The sequence below is a fragment of the Micromonospora sp. NBC_00421 genome (genome assembly GCF_036017915.1).
Lineage (GTDB): Bacteria > Actinomycetota > Actinomycetes > Mycobacteriales > Micromonosporaceae > Micromonospora.
Window position 1 is genome coordinate 6,043,954 of record NZ_CP107929.1, and the last position, 16,047, is coordinate 6,060,000.

Consider the following 16,047-nt stretch of genomic DNA (forward strand, 5'->3'; position numbering starts at 1 on the left):
CAGGGCCGATCGGACCCTGACCGGCGAGCCCGACGACTCAGAACCGCCCGTACTTGCCGGCGGTGACGCCGGTCAGCACCCGGGTGGCGCCGGTGATGCTGCCGCCGGTGTACAGGCCGCCGACGTTGGTGCCGCTCACGCTGCCACCGGTGTAGATGTCGTACCGCTGACCGTTGGTGATCCGGTTGGACGAGAAGACGACCTCCCGGACGGTGGCCGAGGTCCGGTACGAGGCCAGCACCGTGCTGCCGGACACGACGTGCACGATGGTGTTGGCGGCCAGGTTGGCGTTGAACCGGGGGGCCACCCAGCCCTGACCGGTGTTCGGCACCGCCCGGAAGACCGCCAACGAGGTCAGCGCGGCGCCCACCACCGTGCCGCCGGTGAAGGCGATCGGTCCGTCGGCGTCGATGGCGCCCTCGCCACCGCCCCTGGTGCTGGAGCCCCGGGCCACCACGGTGCCCCCGGCGAAGGTGAGCGATCCGTTGGAGTCGAAGCCGTCGGTGCCACCGGTGGCCACCACCGTGCCCCCGGTGACCTTGATGAACGCGATCGCGGAGGGCTCCATCTCACCGAGGCCCTCCTCCGCGGCGTTGACCGCGTCGTCGCTTGCCACGACGGTGATGTTGCCGCCGCTGATGGTGGTCTGGAGCCCCTCCAGCGCCTCGTAGGACCGGGTGACGTTGATGGTGCCGCCGGAGATGTCCAGCACGTTCTCGCCCTTGATGGCGTCGTCGGCGACGGAGGCCGTGATCGTGCCGTTGGTGATGGTGAGGACGCCCTTGCCGGCCTCGGTGTCGTTGGACTTGAGCCCGTCGCCGCCGGAGGAGGTCACGTTGATCGTGCCGCCGTTGACGGTGAGCGAGTCCTTGCCCCGGATCGCGTCGTCCACCGCGTTGACGGTGATGGTGCCGGACTGGATCACCAGGTCGTCCTTGCTGACGATGCCGTCGGCGTGGTTGGCGCGCACGGTCAACGAGCCGGTGCCGCCGATGGTCAGGTCGGCGGCGCTGAACAGTGCGGAGTCCGGCTCGCCGCTGTTGGTGTACGTCGTCGCGTCGGTGAGGTTGTTGCTGGTCCCGGCGGCGAGCGTGACGGTGACCGCGCTGGCCCTGGTCACGTACAACGGCGAGGAGGTCGAGTTGGTGATCGACGCGCCCGCGAGGACGAGTTCCACGGTGCCGGTGACGGCGGAGTCCACCCTGACGTAGCCGTTGTTCAACGTGCCCCTGATCTCGTACGAGCCGGGGGCGGTGATGGTGACGGCGCTGCCGGCGACGGTGACGTTGCTGCCGGAGACGCTTGCGCCGGTGCCGTTGAGGGTGATCGTGGCGGTCGCTGCGGCGGCGACGGCCGCGACGGCGAGCGGGCCGGCCAGCAGGGCTGCCGTGAGTCCGGCCAGGGCGGTGGTGCGGCGTGCGGTGGCTTTCATGGTGGTCCTGCTCCTCGGTGGGGGCGGTGGCCGATGGGTGCCCCGAACGCGGGCTTCCGCCAGGGTGAACGGAAGGTGAACGAGGCTCAACATCGAGGATCGTAAATGAAAGGCCGATCGCTCCGATAGCTCTTGAGGCGCAGAATCCGGCGTATATATATGGATGACAGCCTATTCACAGCAATGTCATGAAGGGGTGGGTCGGGGCGGCTCAGATGACGATGACCACCTTCGCGCGGGCGTGTCCACCTTCGAGATGGCCGATGGCCAGGGGCGCCTCGTGGAGCGGATAGGTCCGGTCGACGACCGGGGTGAGGTGGCCGGCCTCGGCGTGGTGGCGGAGTGTGTCGAGCTGTTCCGGGTCGGGGGTCGCGGTGGGGACGACGATGCGCTGCCGGACGAAGGGCGCCAGCAGCCGCCCCCGCAGGAGAAGCCGGACGGGCCCGAGGAGGCTGCCGCCGTGGTAGCCGCCCCCACCGGAGAGCACCAGCGTCCCGGTGGGGGTCAGGGCCCGCCGGAGCGCGGTGAGGGAGCGGTTGCCGACCAGGTCGAACACGACGTCGTGGCGGGGGCCGTGGCTGAAGTCCGCCCGGGTGTAGTCGACGACCCGGTCGGCGCCGAGCGAGCGGACCAGGTCGACGTTTCGGCTGCTGCAGACCCCGGTCACGGTCGCGCCGAGCGCCGTGGCGAGCTGGACGGCGAGGGTGCCGACGCCACCGGCGGCGCCGTTGACGAGCACCCGGTGGCCGGGCCCGACCCGCCCGGCGTCGCGCAGTCCCGCCAGTGCGGTGCAGCCGGCCAGCGGCAGGGCGGCGGCCTGCTGCGACGTCAGGTTCGCCGGCCTCGGTGCGACCCGGGTCACCGGGGCGCACACGTACTCGGCGAACGCCCCGTTTGCGTCCCCGAGGTCACCGAACACGTGGTCGCCCGGACGTAGCTGTCGCACGTCGACGCCGACGGCCTCGACCCGACCGGCGAAGTCGCGGCCGCGGACGCGCGCCCGGGGCCGCGTCACGCCCAGGGCCAACCGCGCCATCCGGGGATCGCCCCGCATCACATGCCAGTCGTACGCGTTGACTGCCGCGGCCTCGACCCGCACCAGCACCTCGTCTGCGGCGGGCACCGGCACGTCGACGTCCGCCAGCGACAACGTCTCCGGTGACCCGTATCGATCCTGGACGATCGCCTTCATCCATCCCCTCCTCGCTAGTGTACGCCGTACACCTAACGCTCATCACGGTAGGTGTACGGCGTACACCTGTCAATGCGGATATGGTCTCTCCGCCGACCGAGGACGGGAACCGAGATGGTTGAGCAGGCTGAGACGCTGCGCCGGACGCCCCTGAGCAGGGACCGGGTGCTGCGCGCCGCCGTGGCGCTCGCCGACGGGGCCGGGATCGAGTCGCTCAGCATGCGCAACCTCGCGCAGGATCTGGGCGTCGTGCCGATGGCCCTCTACAAGCACGTGGCGAACAAGGACGAACTGCTCGACGGCATGGTCGACGTGATAATCGACGAGATCGACCCGCTGGTGCCGGACGTCGACTGGAAGCGGGCGATCCGCCGACGCGTCCTGTCGGCGCGGCGGGTGCTCCGGCGTCACCCCTGGGCGCCTCTCGCGATCGAGTCGCGGAACATGGCGACGCCTGCCGTCCTCGCCTACCTCGACTCGATGATCGGGACGCTGCGGGCCGGCGGGCTCTCGGTCGACCTCACCCACCACGTCATGCACGCGATGGGCAGCCGGATCCTGGGTTTCAGCCAGGAGTTGTTCGACGCCTCCCGGCAAGCGGGTCGGTCCGGTCCGACCGACCCGGAACCTCCGGCGCCCCTACCGCCGGAGGTCGCGGCCCGGTTTCCCCACGTCGCGGAGATCGCCCTGGCGGCGTCCCACGACGACGGGTCCGTCGTGGGACAGGGCTGCGACGACCAGTTCGAGTTCGAGTTCGCGCTGGACCTGCTGCTGGACGGCATCGAACGGCTACGCCGGCAGGGCTGGACGTCGGCACGCTGATCCGCCGGGCGTGCTGCGCGATCCGGCCCACCAGCCGGCCGTCGTCACCGGCGGCTTTTCAGGGGACGGTCTCAGCCGACCCGGATCGCGCCGGCCGGGCAGAGGTCGACGGCCCGGTCGAGGCGCTCCCGGAGGGCTGCGCGCGGTGCGGGGTCGCGCAGCAGCACCAGGCCGTCCGCGTCGTCCTGCTCGAAGACCTCCGGTACGGCGAGGACGCAGTTGCCCGATCCACAGCAGCGCGCCCGATCGACTGCCACCCGCAACGTCGTCCCCTCGTCCGCCCGCGGGCCGGGCGTCACCAGGTCACCGGGAGGGCGTCGAGGCCGAACACGATCGAGTTGTCCCGGGTGCTCAGCTCCTGCGGGTCCGCCGTCACGCGGAGGTCGGGGAAACGGCGGGCCAGCTCCACCAGCGCGATGCGCAGTTCGGCGCGGGCGAGCGGTTGCCCGATGCACTGGTGCATCCCGAACCCGAAGGCCAGGTGCCGGTGGGCCTGCCGGTACGGGTCGAACCCGTCGGGTTCGTCGAAGACCTCGGCGTCCCGGTTGGCCAGCGCGATCAGGACGATGGCACCCTCGCCGGCCCGGATCAGCCGGCCGCCGATCTCGACGTCCTCGGTGGCCACTCGGAGCAGACCGGTCCGGACGATGCTGAGGTAGCGCAGCAGTTCGTCGACCAGCCCGGCCGCGAGTTCGGGTCGGTCGCGCAGGAGCGCGTACTGCTCGGGGTGGCGGGTCAGCAGCAGGACGCTCAGGCCGATCATGTTGGCGGTGGTCTCGTGGCCGGCGATGAGCAGCAGCAGCGCCATCCCCACCAACTCGTCGACGCCGAGCTCGCCCGGCTCGACGCGTTCCCGGATCAACCGGATGAGGAGGTCGTCCGCCTCGTCGAGACGAACCCGCTTACGGTCGATCAGCGCCCGGAGGTAGTCCCGCAGCTCCCCGACGGTGTGCTGGATCTCCTCCGGCGACGTCCCGCGGTCGAGCAGGACGCGGCTGCGGGACTGGAAGAAGTCGTGATCGGCATAGGGGACGCCGAGCAGGTGGCAGATCACCTTGGACGGCATGGGCAGGGCGAACGTCGACACGAGGTCGGCCGGGGCGCCGGCGGCGGCCAGGTCGGCCAGGGCCTCGTCTACGGTCTGTGCGATCAGCGGCTCGATCCGACGCACGTTCTTGATCATGAACTCGGCGGTGAGCATCCGTCGTAGTCGGAAGTGCGCATCGCCGTCCAGCTGGATGAACGTGCCCTCGGAGTTCCGCGTCGCCTCGGGTGGCAGCGGGCGGAGCAGCGGAAAACCGGGGCGGCTGAGGTCGGAGCTGAACGCCGGGTGGCGCAGCAGTTGACGTACGTCGGTGTGCCGACTGACCAGCCAGGCGGTCGCGCCGGTGGGCAGCAGCACCCGGGTCACCGGGCCGACGTACCGCTGCCGTTCGGCGTCGTCGAGCGGGGTGAACGGGCTGCGGGCCGAGTTGACCGGCGGCCACTGGGGCAGCTCGGTCTTCGTGGACTGTGTCATGTGGAACATCTCCTGCCATGACCCTGAGTAATCGTATCGATGCATGACGTTACTCATCGGCCGGGGTCCACACAACCCTGCGCCGTCGACGACCCCACGGCCCGCGCCGACGGATCGGCGCGGGCCGTGGGGCCGGTGGGTAGCGGTCGACCCGAGGGTCGACCGCTCAGCTCGCACAGACGGCGTACGCGCGTACCTTCCAGTTGCCGCTGAAACCGCTCTCGTCCTCCGCCGCGCGGACGGTCGCCGTCGTCGACGAGGTGGGCCGTAGTTCGGTCAGACGTACCTGACCCTCACCGCCGACGATCTCGCCACCCACCCCGTGCACCCGGGTGCCGGCCGGGCAGGTCGCGGTGACCGTGCGGCTGGCCGTCGAGTTGTCAGCGCTGTCCACGGTCACCCGCTGCTCCCCGGCGAGCGGGTCGACGCAGATCACCGAGGCGTCCACCGACCAGTTGCCCGCGAAGGCGTTGCCGGCCTCGACCCCCGCCACCGTCACGCTGCTCTGGTGGATCCGCAGGTCCTCCAGGAGCACGTCACTCGCCCCCGAGCCGACGGCCGCACCGCCCCCGCCGATCGCCCGCTTGCCCGCCGGGCAGAACAACTCCAGGAACTTCGGGTTGGTCGAGTTGACCGCCGAGTGGCCGGTCACCACCTCCAGACCCGCCGGTGCCGGGGCACAGATCGCGGTGGCGGTGACCGCCCAGTTCCCGGCGACACCGTTCGGGTCCTCGCGCCCGGTCACCGAGTAGAGCGCGGCGTCGGCCAGCGGCTGCACGATGTCCATGCCCACCTGGCCGAGGCCCGACCCGGTGATCGCCCCACCGCCGCCGATGACCGCGGTGCCCGTCGGGCAGACCGCGCTCTGCGACTTGGCGACGCTGTTGCTCGGCCCGGTCGTCGTACGGATCGACAGGCCGGGCACCGCCGCCACCGGCCCGCTGAGCGCGACCTGACCGAGCACGACCGTGCTCAGCAGGGCGCCGCCCAGGGTGACCGCCCGACGCGTCCACCGGTGTCGGTGCAGTTCCTTGCGCATGGTGTCTCCTTGTTCGTTCGGTCCGGCACCGGTCGGTCCCGGTTCGTCTGGGATGTGCGGGGAACGGTCGGTCAGGGGGTGAGCCGCCGGATCCGGACCGGCACGGAGTCCGTGCCGACCAGTCCCGTCGAGTCGAAGACCTCCAGCCAGACCGACCAGGTGGTGGTGTCGGTGCCACTGGTCAGCTGGGCCAGCGCCGCGGTGAAGGACGCACAGTTCTTCGGCGTGCCCTTGTCGTCGACCGGCTCGCCGGTGGGCACCCCGCTGCCCTGGCACAGCACCTGCTTGACGCCACCGTCGCCGTACGCGGTCCACCGGAAGCGGGTCCCGGCGACCGCGCCGTCCTCGACGTCGACCCCGGTCCCGGCCAACGCGACCGACTTCGGCCCGGCCTCGATCGTGGTCAACTCCAGGGCCGACGCCGGCAGGGTGATCGTGGCGGTCGGCCGGGACTGCCCGGCCGGTGCCGAGGTGACCGAGAAGGCACGCTGCACGCTCGCGCCACCCGCCGCGAACGTCACGGTGTACGCCCCCGGCGTGACCGCGTTCGCCGGCAGCAGCGCCTGGTGGCCGGTCTTCTCCAGGACCACCGTGTTGCCACGCCGGACCGTCCACGACACCTTCGCGTCCGGGAGTTGCCCGAAGAGGTCCGGATCGTTCGAGGTGCCGAGCAGCCCGACCGGCTGCCCCGCCGGGAGGGTCGACCCCGCCGGTGGCGAGATGATCCCCACCGTCGTCGGGCTGTCCACCACCGTGACGGTCACCGACGCCGACCCGGTACGCCCGAGGCTGTCGGTGGCGCTGGCGGTGATGACGTGGCTGCCGGCGGAGAGCGACGGCACGAACGTCTGCGACCCGGTGGCCAGTTCACCGTCGATGCTGCTGGTCCAGGTGAGCGGGATCTCCTTGCCCAGGAAGTCGGTGGCGGTGCCCCACAGGTCCACCGACTGGTTCACCCCGAACTTCTGCTTGGTCTTCGGGGTGCTGATGTGCACCGTGGGCTTGCCCACGGTGACGCCCAGCGCCTCGGCGACGGCGGCCAGCGCGTCGACCCGGCGCTGGCTGCCTGTCACCTTGGCGCCCAGCCCGCCGACGTGGGCGGTGCCGTTGAGGATGGCCCGGACCTGCTCGGAGGTGAGCGTCGGGTCGGCGGCCATCACCAGGGCAGCGACCCCGCCCACGAACGGCGAGGCCACGCTGGTGCCGCAGGTGGTCTTCGTGGTGTTGACCGCCGGCGTGCCCGGATCGGTCAGGCCCGCCACACACATCGGACCGTAGATCTCCACCGACGTGGTGAGGTCCTTGGTGCCCCAGTTCGACCCGCCCGCCACCGTCGCGTTCGTGTTCATCCCGCCCACGCACATGACGTGGGTGCTCTCGCAGGGCACCCAGAGGGTGTCGCCGTCGACGTTCGTGCCGTTGTTGCCGGCGGCGGCGACGATCAGCGCACCGGTGTCCCTGACGTGCTTCATCCGGCGGTCGGTCCATGTGCGCGCGTGGTTGCCGCCGAGGTTGACGTCCCGGCTGAAGCTGAGGTTGACCACGTCCGGGTGGGTCGCCTCGGCGGCCTTCTCCAGCCGCCGCAGGACCGTCCAGTAGTCGATGCCGTTGCGGACGCCCACCAGCTCCTGGACCACCGGACCGGCCGGACCGGCGGTGCCGTAGTCGTTGTCGACCCGACCCATCCCGGCGAGCACCACGTCGGTGGCGTGCCACGGGCAGGCCGAACCACCGGTGCAGTCGTTGGTGTTGGTCTCGCCCCACTCCGCCTTGTGCAGCGACACCTTGCTCGGGAAGTCGGCGTTGGACTGGAACCCGCCGTCCTGCACCAGGTACTTCACCTGCTTGGTCAGCTTGCCCTTGCTCTCGAGTAGCTGCCAGGCCGGCGCGACCCCGATGTCCAGCGCGCCACCGGCCCGCATGAACGTCCAGTCGAAGACGTTCTTGCCGATGTCGGGAGCCTCGAACACCTGGCCGTCGACGATGCCGGACGGCTCCACCAGCCAGTCGAGGACCAGTTCGGTGCCCGTCCGCCACTCGGCGGCGGCCAGCGCGAGCAGCCGCAGCGCCCGCTCGTCACCGACCCGGTACCCGCCGGACTGACGCGGCTCGGCGGCGAGCAGGTCGGCGACCAGTCCCGCCGGGTCGGCCCGACCGGCGTCCACCCGGACCAGGTGGTCCTGCCCCTCGGCGTCCGGTGCGAACGAATCGAGCACCTGACCACCCCAGCGGGCCAGGAAGGCGTCCAGTTCGGCCTGGCCGGCGACGTGCACCATGACCTCGTCGAGCACCAGGCCGGCGGGGGAGCCGTCCGGTCCGGCCACCACGCCGACCTCGCGACCGGTGCCGGTGCGGCCGACGGGGTCGAGCGACAGCCGTGGCGCGGCCAGGCCCGGGTCGACCCGGAAGGCCAGTGGCTCGGCACTGGTGGTGCCCGGCACCCCGGCCGGTCCGCCCGGCACGGTGGCGGCGGTGGCGTCCACCGAGGTGGTCGCGACGAGTCCGGCGGCGAGCGTCGCCACCACTACGGTGGCCAGGTACCGGCGTCTCCCGGCGCCCGGTCGGTGTGTCGCGGAACGTGTCCTGTCCATGGGTGTCTCCCCGGTGTCGGCGGTGCGATGACACCGGTAGGAGCGCCGTCGGGTCGGCATGCCAACAGAAAGTTCCCGGAGAACTTTTTCTTCGCTCTACTGGACCGGTAGACGAGCGGTGGGGGCACGGATGGACGTGACGGCGCAGGACGACCGGGCGATCGTCGAGTTGCTGCGGCGGGGGGACCGGGCCGGCCTGGAGGGCATCTACCGGCGGTACGCCGACCGGCTCTACACGTACGCCCGGATGATGCTGGGCGAGCCGGAGGCGGCGGCGGACGCCGTCCACGACGCGTTCCTCCTCGCTGGTCAGCGCATCGACCAGCTGCGCGACCCGGACCGGCTGCGGCCCTGGCTGTACGCGATCGTGCGGACCGAGTGCCTGCGGCAGTTGCGGCAGCGGTCCCGTTCCGCGCCCCTGACGGAGGCGGCCGAGCCGGTGGCCGACGCCGCCGACCCGGCCGCTGCCGTCAATGCCGACCAGGTACGCGACCTGGTGCACCTGGCGATCGCCGCACTCAACCCCGGCGACCGTGAGGTGGTGCACCTGGCGATCCGCCACGACCTGTCCTCCGTCGACGTCGGCGCGGCGCTCGGGGTGTCCGCCAACCATGCGCACGCCCGGCTGTCCCGGGCCCGCTCCCAGCTCGAACGGGCGCTCGGTGCGCTGCTCGTCGCCCGCAGCGGAGCCCGGGACTGCCCGGCCCTGGCCGACCTGCTCGACGGTTGGCAGGGCCGGCTCACCCCGACCCTGCGCAAGCGGGTCGCCCGACACGTCGACGACTGCGCCCGGTGCGGGCTGCTCCGACGCGAACAGTGCAACCCGGCGGCGCTGCTGACCGCGTACACGGCACCGGGCTTCCTCGTGGTCGCCGAGACGGTGTGGCCGAGACTCGCGGACGCTGACCCGACCGCCCTCCAGGCCGTTGCCGCCGGGCCGCCTGCGGAGGTGCCTGCCGGGCCACCCGCCGACGTGCCTGTCGGGTCGGGAGACGGGGCCGGTGCCGTACCGGCTGTCGGACCCGTGCCGGTGGTGCCCCCGGACGATGCGGTGGCCCCGGATGAATCTGCGCCCCCGGGCAATGCGGTGGTTCCGGGCGATGTGGTGGCCCGGGGCGATGCGGTGGCCCGGGGCGGATCGGTGGCCCGGGGCGGATCGGTGGCGTCGCGTGCCGCCGTCCAGTCGGTCCGGGTGACTCCGGTGGCGACCGCCGCGACCGCGGCCCGGGGCCGGCGGGACCGGCGGCGGTGGCTCACGCTCGCCGGCGTTCTGTTGTTCCTCGTCGCGGTCGGTACCTGGGCGCTCGCACCTGGCAGGCCGGTCGCCGAGCGGGTGGCGGACACGTCCGGCGCGCCGTTCAACGGATTGGCGGGGCCGTCGGTCGCTGCCACCACCGCCGGTGCCCCCGGCCGGACGGTGCCGACCTCCGGCCCGCCCGGTGTCGATGGCCCGCCCACGCCCGGTGCGCTGCCGGTTGACGCCACCACGATCGCCGGGTCGGGCCCGGGCCGCCCGCCGGCCGCGTCCCGGCCGGCCGGGACGCCGCAGATCGCCGCCCCTTTCACGGTGTCGGCGAACGCACACGTGCGCTGCGGTGCGGGCACCTACAGCCTGGTCGTCCGCGTCACCGGCAGCGCCACGATCGACAGCGCCTGGGTGCGGTGGACCCCTGCCGACGGCGCACCGGAGAGCCGGGCCATGACGGTGGACGGGTCGTCCGCGCGGGCGACCGTCGGGCAGCTGCGCGCGTCGGCTGTTACCTGGTCGGTACGGCTGACCGCCGCCGACGGCCGGGTGGCGGGAAGCCGGTCGTACACGGTGCAGGACACGTGTGTGCGGCCGGGCTGATCGGAAGGACATGGTGGTGGAGTCAGGCACCGCGCCGCTGCCGGGTGCCACCACCGGCCACACGATGGGCCCATGTCCGGACTGGGAGATATTCCTGTTATAGGCATTTAGTGCCGTTAAGTGTGTCAAAGTCCGATTGCATCCGCCTTGGTTCCCCACCAGACGACAAACCGGGTCACCGAAGTGCGGCGAAACGCATTCGTGAAAGGGCACACCTTGACTGTCACCACATCGCGCCGCCCACGACGCGCCGTCCTGGCGGCGCTGGCTACCATCGCCGCCGGCGTCACCGCCACCGCCGTGCTGATTCTCAGCGGCACCGGCGCGAGCGCCGCGGAAGCGCCGGTCGGCCTGGGCACCGCCGCGAACTTCTCCGTACTCGCCGGTTCCACCGTGACCAACACCGGCGCGACGTTCCTCGAACAGAGCCTGGGCGTCTCTCCCGGCAACACCGCGCCCGGCTTCCCGCCGGGCACCGTCGGCGGCGAGATCCACCTCGGCGACGCCGTGGCCCTCCAGGCCAAGAACGACCTCACCACCGCCTACAACGACGCCGCCGGACGCACACCCTTCACCGTCCTGCCTGCGGAACTCGGCGGCACCACCCTCACCCCCGGCGTCTACCGCCTCGCCGCCGCACAACTGACCGGGCAGCTCACCCTGGACACCCAGGGCGACCCGGCAGCCGTGTTCATCTTCCAGATCGAGTCGACCCTCACCACCGCCTCCAACAGCAGCGTGGTCTTCATCAACGGCGCCTCACCCTGCAACGTCTACTGGCAGGTCGGTAGCTCGGCGACCATCGGCACCGGCACCCAGTTCGTCGGCAACATCCTCGCCCAGACGTCGATCACGATGACCACCGGCGCCACCCTCCAGGGCCGCGCGCTCGCCCAGACCGGTGCCGTCACCCTCGACACCAACACCATCACCACCCCTGCCTGCCTGCAACCCACCGGCACCCCCACCACCGGCACGCCGACGGCCACGCCGACGGCCACGCCGACGGCCACGCCGACGGCCACGCCGACGGCCACGCCGACGGGCACGCCGACGGGCACCCCGACCGGCACCCCGACCGGGCAGCCGACGGGCACGCCGACGGGGCAGCCCACCGGCACCCCGACCGGGCAGCCCACCCCCAGCCGCACCAAACTGCCCGTCACGGGTGGCAGTGGTGGCAGCACGTTGGTGCCCGTCCTGACCGGTGTCGGCAGCCTCGCCGTCGCCACCGGTGCGGCACTGCTGACACTGCTGCACCGACGCCGTAGGACGTCCTGACCCTCGGGTCCGGCGGCCGGTCACCGGCCGCCGGACCCGCTGGCGTCACCCACCGAACCGCTGCCGAGCAGCGGTTCGGTGCGTTTCGGACGGCAACCCGCCCCGACGACCGAGCGACGGGAAGGAGAGCGGACATGTAACCGATGGGTTACGCTTCAATGGTGGACGAGGTGGCGGCGGCGATCGCCGATCCGATCCGCCGCGGCATCCTCGAACTGCTGCGGGACGGCGATCTGCCCGCCGGGGAGATCGCCGACCGCTTCCCGGTCAGCAGGCCGGCGGTCAGCCGCCACCTACGGGTGCTCAGGGAGAGCGGCCTGGTGCGGAGCGAGCTGGTGGGCCGGCAGCGGCTCTACCGGCTCGACGCCGACCGGTTCACCGCGCTCGTCGACTGGCTCGCCGGGTTCCGCCGCCCACGCGGCTGGGCGCACCACCTCGACGCGCTGGAGACGGAGGTGCACCGCACCCGCCGTGAGCGCCGCACCCGCGACAGGCCGCACCGAGCAGTAGGAGAGACCGCATGACAGGCACCCCCAGCGGGCAGCTGTTCCGCACCGTCACCGGCACCGACCTGGTGCTGGTGCGTACCTTCCGCGCCCCGATCGAGGACGTCTGGGCGAGCGTCACCGAACCCGACCGGACAGCCCGCTGGTTCGGGCGGTGGGAGGGGGACGCCGGCCCCGGCCGGACGATCCGGTTGCAGATGGCGTTCGAGGAGGGGACGCCCTGGACCGAGCTGAGGATCGAGTCGTGCGAGGCCCCCCGGCACCTGGCCGTGTCGGCGACCGACGAGTCCGGCGGTTGGCGGATCGAGCTGGTGCTGACCGAGACGGCCGGCACCACCGAGCTGCGGTTCACCCACCACCTCGACAGCGAGGTGCACGTGGGCGAGATCGGCCCCGGCTGGGAGTACTACCTCGACCTGCTGGTGGCCGCCGGTACCGACGCCGTCGCCGGTACCGACGCGCTGATGGCCGCCGGTACCGCCACCCCGAGGGTCGACTTCGGCGACTACTACCCGGCGATGAAGCCGTACTTCGAGGAGCTGCGTACCCGGCGCACCTGACCATCGGGAAGTCGCGTCCGACCTGGTCGGACGCGACTTCCCGGAGCACCTGTCCGGCGGCCGTCCGCTCACATCCGTTCGACCGTGCGGATGCCGAGCAGGTGCAGCCCCTGCCGCAGGGTCCGCCCGGTCAGCTCGGTCAGCAGCAGTCGGCTCGCCCGCAGTTCCCCGTCCGCCCGCAGCACCGGGCACCGTTCGTAGAACGCGCTGAACCGGGTGGCCAGCCGGTGCAGGTAGCCGGCGAGGTGGTGGAACTCCGCCGTCCGGGCCACCTCGTCGACGACGGCGGCGAACCCGAGCAGCTCGAACGCCAGCGCCCGTTCGGCCGGCTCTCCGAGCACGATCCGGGCGTCCGCGCCGACCTGCGTGCCGGCCCGCCGCGACACCGCCCTGGTCCGGGCGTACGCGTACTGGAGGTAGGGGGCGGTGTTGCCGTCCAGGGCGAGCATCCGCTCCCAGTCCAGCACGTAGTCGCGGGTCCGGTCGGTGGACAGGTCGGCGTACTTGATCGCCCCGATGCCGACGACCCGGCCGATCTCGGCCGCGCTCGCCTCGTCCAGCTCGGGGTTCTTGGTCCGGGCCAGTGCGGTCGCCCGGGTCACCGCCTCCGTCAGCAGGTCGACCAGCTTCACCGACTCCCCGGCCCGGCTGCGCAGCATCCGCCCGTCCGGGCCGAGGACCGAGCCGAAGCCGAGGTGCTCGGCGCGGGCCTGCGGCCCCAACCAACCGGCCTGCCCGGCCACCGCGAACACCATCGCGAAGTGCTGCCGCTGCGGCAGGCCGACCACGTAGAGCAGCCGGGTCGCGCCCAGCTCGCCGGTGCGCAGCCGCAGCGCGGCCAGGTCCGTCGCGGGGTAGCCGTAGCCGCCGTCGCCCTTGCGCACGATCAACGGCAGCGGGGCGCCGTCCCGTCCGGTGAACCCGGGAGGGAAGGCACAGGTCGCCCCGGCGCTGTCGGTCAGCAACCCGAGCCGGTCGAGGTCGGCCACCACCGTGCCGAGCCGGTCGTCGTAGGCGCTCTCGCCCCGGAAGTCGTCCTCGGTCAGGGTCACGTCGAGCAGCCGGTACACGGTCAGGAAGTACCGCTGGGACTGCGCGACCAGCAGCCGCCACAGCCGCCGGGCCTCCTGGTCACCGCCCTGCAACGCGACCACCTGCTGCCGGGCCCGCGCCCGGAACTCCGGGTCGGCGTCGAACTTCGAGCGGGCCGCCCGGTAGAACCCGTCCAGGTCGCCGATGGACAGCTCCTGCGCCGCCCCGGCCTCACCGAGGTCCACCAGGTGCGCGATCAGCATCCCGAAGGGGGTGCCCCAGTCGCCCAGGTGGTTGACCCGGACGACCCGGTGCCCGAGCCAGCCCAGCAGCCGTACCGCCGCGTCGCCGATGACAGTCGAGCGCAGGTGCCCGACGTGCATCTCCTTCGCCACGTTGGGCCCCGAGTAGTCGACCACCACGGTCTCCGGATCGGCGGCCACCGGCACCCCGAGCCGGTCGTCGCCGGCCAGGGCGGCGACCATCGCGGCCAACGCGTCGTCGGCGATCGTCAGGTTGACGAAGCCGGGCCCGGAAACCTCCACCGCCGCACAGACGTCGTCGAGGACCGCGCGGTCCAGCACCGCCCCGGCGATCTCGCGCGGCGGCCGGCCGAGCCGCCGCGCCAGCGCCAGCGCCGCGTCGGACTGGAAGTCCGCGCGCGACGAGCGCCGTACCACCGGGGCGACCGGTTCGCCGGCCACGGCGGTGAACGCCGGCGTCAGCCGGTCGGTGAGCAGCCTTTCAAGATCCATGGGTACGCCGATCTGCTCGGATCCGTCGGTCACGCGGATCTCCGGAGGGGGAGAGTCTGCGGACGGACCGAGGGCAGCGGAGGTGACCGGCGGCTCGATCCGCCGGTCGCAGGGGAATGGTCAGCGCGGGCGGGCGACGGATCGCCGGCGTCGCCCGGCACCGACCTGGACGTCGTACGACGTTCCGGTGTGCCGAGCTGTCACGCTGGTCATGTCCGCCAGCGTAGCGGGCCGGCCGGCGGCGGGTACACCGCGATCGCCGACCGGCCCGGTGGCCGTACGTCGGCTCAGGACGATCCGGTCGCGACGGCCCGGCGGCGGACCTGCTGGTAGGCGGCGGTCAACCCCATTGCCCGGCGGACCTCCACCAGGGTGGCCCGGACCCGCTCCCGGGTCCGTTCGGTGCCCTCGACGATCAGCTGGTCGACCAGCCCGGGTTGCGCCTCGATCCGGGCGCGGCGCTCCCGGATCGGGTCGAGGAACCGGTTGAGCGCGCCCGCCAGGGCCTCCTTGACCTCCACGTCACCGATCCGGCCGGCCCGGTACCGCGCGGCGAACTCCGCGACCTGCTCCCGGTCCGGATTGAACACCGCGTGGTACGCGAAGACCGGGTTCCCCTCCACCGTCCCCGGTACGTCGGCCCGGACCCGGTTCGGGTCGGTGTACATCCCCATGACCTTGCGGCGGACCGTGGCCGGGTCGTCGGAGAGCGCGATGGCGTTGCCCCGGGACTTGCTCATCTTGGCCTGTCCGTCGGTGCCGACCAGGGTCGGCGTGGCCGACATGATCAGCTCCGGCACCGGGAAGACGTCGCCGTAGAGGTGGTTGAACCGCCTGGCGATCTCCCGGGTCACCTCGACGTGCGCGGCGTTGTCCCTGCCGACCGGTACCACGTGCGCCCGGACACACAGGATGTCGGCGGCCTGGAGGACGGGATAACCGAGCAGCCCGTACGGGATCTCGTCGCGTCCCGCGTCCCGGGCCATCTCCCGCACCGACGGCACCCGTTCCAGCCGGGGCACGGTCACCAGGTTCTGCAACAGCGTGTTGAGGTCGCCGACCTCGGGAATGGCCGACTGCAGATAGAACGCCGCCCTCGCGGGGTCGACACCGCAGGAGAGGATGTCGGTGACCATCTCCCGGGCGTTGCCGGACACCGCGGCGATGTCGTCCCGGCTGTTACGGGTGGTCAACATGTGCAGGTCGGCGATGATGAAGAAACTCTCGTGCCGATGGTGCAGCGCCACCCGGTTGGCGATGCTGCCGACGTAGTGGCCGAGGTGCAGTCGCCCGGTCGGGCGGTCGCCGGTGAGCATCCGTGAGACGGACATGCTGGTACGCCTTTCGTGCCGGAGGAACGGTGCGGGACGCGCGGACGCGCGACCGACCCGGGGCGGTCGTCGCCCATCGAGGTCGGGAGGAGCGGCTCGTCAGAGCACGGGCCGCCATCGCCCGCCGGCGCGGAACCG

14 protein-coding genes (1 of these 14 only partly in view) are annotated in these 16,047 nt (G+C 72.3%); 5 read left to right on the top strand and 9 right to left on the bottom strand.

The annotated features are described in order from the left end of the window. Window positions 1–37: 37 nt before the first annotated feature. Complete coding sequence (locus OHQ87_RS25795) at window positions 38–1,432, bottom strand: carbohydrate-binding domain-containing protein (RefSeq protein WP_328341994.1); 1,395 nt, start codon at window positions 1,430–1,432, stop codon at window positions 38–40. Window positions 1,433–1,643: 211 nt separating this feature from the next. Next, window positions 1,644–2,624, bottom strand: coding sequence for an NAD(P)-dependent alcohol dehydrogenase (locus OHQ87_RS25800; protein ID WP_328341996.1), 981 nt, complete (start codon window positions 2,622–2,624; stop codon window positions 1,644–1,646). 114 nt (window positions 2,625–2,738) lie between these two features. Here OHQ87_RS25800 and OHQ87_RS25805 point away from each other — a divergent pair, with 114 nt between their 5' ends. Then, on the top strand, window positions 2,739–3,446 hold the full coding sequence (locus OHQ87_RS25805; protein WP_328341998.1) for a TetR/AcrR family transcriptional regulator: 708 nt from the start codon (window positions 2,739–2,741) through the stop codon (window positions 3,444–3,446). Window positions 3,447–3,517: 71 nt separating this feature from the next. On the opposite strand, the gene OHQ87_RS25810 is transcribed toward OHQ87_RS25805, so the two are convergent. From OHQ87_RS25810 to OHQ87_RS25825, 4 genes are all read right to left on the bottom strand, one after another. Beyond that, window positions 3,518–3,745 carry a ferredoxin gene (locus tag OHQ87_RS25810; protein ID WP_328342000.1) on the bottom strand — a complete coding sequence of 76 codons (228 nt, stop codon included), beginning with the start codon at window positions 3,743–3,745 and terminating at the stop codon, window positions 3,518–3,520. Continuing rightward, entirely contained in the window at window positions 3,742–4,965 is a 1,224-nt protein-coding gene (locus OHQ87_RS25815; RefSeq protein WP_328342002.1) for a cytochrome P450, read from the bottom strand. The genes OHQ87_RS25810 and OHQ87_RS25815 overlap by 4 nt, the downstream gene beginning before the upstream one ends. Before the next feature lie 166 nt (window positions 4,966–5,131). Beyond that, complete coding sequence (locus OHQ87_RS25820; RefSeq protein WP_328342003.1) at window positions 5,132–6,004, bottom strand: hypothetical protein; 873 nt, start codon at window positions 6,002–6,004, stop codon at window positions 5,132–5,134. A gap of 71 nt (window positions 6,005–6,075) precedes the next feature. After that, entirely contained in the window at window positions 6,076–8,595 is a 2,520-nt protein-coding gene (locus OHQ87_RS25825) for a S8/S53 family peptidase (RefSeq protein ID WP_328342004.1), read from the bottom strand. Window positions 8,596–8,725: 130 nt separating this feature from the next. On the opposite strand from OHQ87_RS25825, the gene OHQ87_RS25830 reads away from it, so the two are divergent. The 4 genes from OHQ87_RS25830 (at window position 8,726) to OHQ87_RS25845 (ending at window position 12,791) form a co-directional block, all read left to right on the top strand. Further along, on the top strand, window positions 8,726–10,444 hold the full coding sequence (locus OHQ87_RS25830; protein ID WP_328342005.1) for an RNA polymerase sigma factor: 1,719 nt from the start codon (window positions 8,726–8,728) through the stop codon (window positions 10,442–10,444). Between the two features lie 216 nt (window positions 10,445–10,660). Beyond that, window positions 10,661–11,725 carry an ice-binding family protein gene (locus OHQ87_RS25835; RefSeq protein WP_328342007.1) on the top strand — a complete coding sequence of 355 codons (1,065 nt, stop codon included), beginning with the start codon at window positions 10,661–10,663 and terminating at the stop codon, window positions 11,723–11,725. Between the two features lie 143 nt (window positions 11,726–11,868). Further along, window positions 11,869–12,249 (top strand): metalloregulator ArsR/SmtB family transcription factor, encoded by a 381-nt coding sequence (locus OHQ87_RS25840; protein WP_328342009.1) that lies wholly within the window; start codon window positions 11,869–11,871, stop codon window positions 12,247–12,249. After that, on the top strand, window positions 12,246–12,791 hold the full coding sequence (locus OHQ87_RS25845) for an SRPBCC family protein (RefSeq protein WP_328342011.1): 546 nt from the start codon (window positions 12,246–12,248) through the stop codon (window positions 12,789–12,791). Before OHQ87_RS25840 ends, OHQ87_RS25845 begins: the two co-directional genes overlap by 4 nt. Window positions 12,792–12,859: 68 nt before the next feature. Here OHQ87_RS25845 and argS read toward each other — a convergent pair whose 3' ends face one another. The 3 genes from argS to OHQ87_RS25860 all read right to left on the bottom strand — a co-directional run. Next, window positions 12,860–14,578: an arginine--tRNA ligase gene (gene argS, locus OHQ87_RS25850; protein ID WP_328348998.1), complete on the bottom strand. Its 1,719-nt coding sequence runs from the start codon at window positions 14,576–14,578 to the stop codon at window positions 12,860–12,862. A gap of 287 nt (window positions 14,579–14,865) precedes the next feature. Further along, window positions 14,866–15,909: a tryptophan--tRNA ligase gene (gene trpS / locus OHQ87_RS25855; RefSeq protein WP_328342013.1), complete on the bottom strand. Its 1,044-nt coding sequence runs from the start codon at window positions 15,907–15,909 to the stop codon at window positions 14,866–14,868. Window positions 15,910–16,008: 99 nt separating this feature from the next. Continuing rightward, window positions 16,009–16,047: the final stretch of a hypothetical protein gene (locus OHQ87_RS25860; protein WP_328342015.1), read on the bottom strand. 129 nt of this gene lie beyond the right edge of the window; 39 of the gene's 168 nt are visible here — the last part of the coding sequence; the start codon falls outside the window, past its right edge; it ends in the stop codon at window positions 16,009–16,011.